Origin of the sequence: Elioraea sp. Yellowstone, from assembly GCF_006704265.1 — a bacterium.
Lineage (GTDB): Bacteria > Pseudomonadota > Alphaproteobacteria > Acetobacterales > Acetobacteraceae > Elioraea.
Genome location: NZ_VIKA01000269.1, coordinates 1 through 1,775, shown reverse-complemented (window position 1 = coordinate 1,775; position 1,775 = coordinate 1). Strand labels below are relative to the sequence as shown.

1 protein-coding gene is annotated in these 1,775 nt (G+C 73.4%); it reads left to right on the top strand.

Going from position 1 to position 1,775, the window contains the following annotated elements; all coding sequences use genetic code 11:
- Window positions 1-1,775, top strand: a 1,775-nt coding sequence (locus tag FK498_RS18565; RefSeq protein WP_141857169.1) for a penicillin-binding protein 2, incomplete at both ends; no start/stop codon positions are given.

The following is a 1,775-nucleotide window of genomic DNA, read 5'->3' as shown; positions in this document are numbered from 1 at the left end:
CGTCGAGCCGCACCGCCCTCCCGTCGCCACCACCTCGGACGGACGGCGGCGCGCGCAGATCGACACCGCGCGCACGCGCCTCGCGGTCGGCGCCGGCGCCTTCGGCCTGCTCTTCCTCGCGCTTGCCGGCCGCGTGGTGGACGTCACCCTGCTCTCCGCCGGCCAGCCGCGCATCGTCGCCCCGCCGCAGGCGGTGATCGCCGAGGAGCCGCGCGTCGAGCGCGCCTCGATCACCGACCGCAACGGCGTGCTGCTGGCCGCCAGCCTGCCCACCGCCGCGCTCTACGCGAATCCGCGCGAGATCGCCGATCCGGCGGAGGCGGCGCGCAAGCTCGCCACGGTGCTGCACGACCTCGACCCCGCGCTGCTCGCGCCCAGGCTCGAGGGCGACCGTCAGTTCGTCTACATCCGCCGCCACCTCACCCCGCGCGAGCAGGATGCGGTGAACCGGCTCGGCATCCCGGGCGTGCACTTCCAGCGTGCCGAGCGCCGCGTCTATCCGCAGGGGCGTGCCGCCGTGCACGTGCTGGGCGGCACGGACGTGGACGGCAACGGCATCGCCGGCGTCGAGCGCGCCTTCGATGCGCGGCTGCGCGCGGAGGTCGGCACGCCGCTCCGCCTCTCGCTCGATATCCGCGTGCAGCATGTGCTGCGCGAGGCGCTCGGCCGTGCGATCGCCCGCTTCGAGGCGATCGGCGGCGCCGGCGTGGTGATGGACGTGGACACGGGCGAGGTGCTGGCGATGGTCAGCCTGCCCGACTACGACGCCGCCGAGACCGCGACCGCGCCGGCCGAGGCGCGCTTCAACCGCATCACCGTCGGCGTCTACGAGCCGGGCTCGACCTTCAAGATCCTCTCCACCGCGATGGCGCTCGATCTCGGCACGGTGCGGCTCACCTCGGGCTTCGACGCCTCGCGCCCGATCACCTACGGCCGCTTCACGATCAGCGACTTCCGCGGCAAGAACCGCTGGCTGAGCGTGCCCGAGATCTTCGCCTACTCCTCCAACATCGGCACCGCGCGGATGGTGCTGGAGGTCGGCGTGCCGCGGCATCGCGCCTTCCTCGAACGCCTCGGCATGACCCGCCGGCTCGGCATCGAGCTGCCCGAGACCGCGCTGCCGCTCGCGCCCGGCCCGCGGCAGTGGCGCGAGATCAACACCATGACGATCGCCTTCGGCCACGGCATCTCGGTCACCCCCCTGCATGTCGCGACCGCGACGGCGGCGATGGTGAACGGAGGCATCCTGCGCACCCCGACCATCCTCGCGCGGGACGGCGCGAGCCCGCCACCCGGCGAGCGCGTGATCCGCGCCGAGACCTCGGCGACGATCCGCCGGCTGATGCGGCTCACCGTCACCCACGGCAGCGGCAAGGGCGCGGATGTGCCGGGCTACTTCGTCGGGGGCAAGACCGGCACGGCACAGAAGGTCGGCGCCAACGGACGCTACCTGCGCGACGCCCGCATCTCCTCCTTCACCGGCATCTTCCCCGCGCATGCGCCGCGCTACGTCGTCTATCTCATGATCGACGAGCCGAAGCCGCAGCGCGACACGCACGGCTACGCCACCGGCGGTTGGGTCGCCGCACCGGCGGCGAAGGAGGTGATCGAACGGATCGGGCCCCTGCTCGGGATCGTGCCGGAACCGGAGACCGAGACGATCCGCGCCGCCCTCGCCATCACGCTGCCGGGGCAGGCCCCGCCCGCGCGCCCGCCCCGTATGTATCCGCCCATGATGCGCGCCCCTATCTCCGTCCTCGCCCTTCTCACGGCCG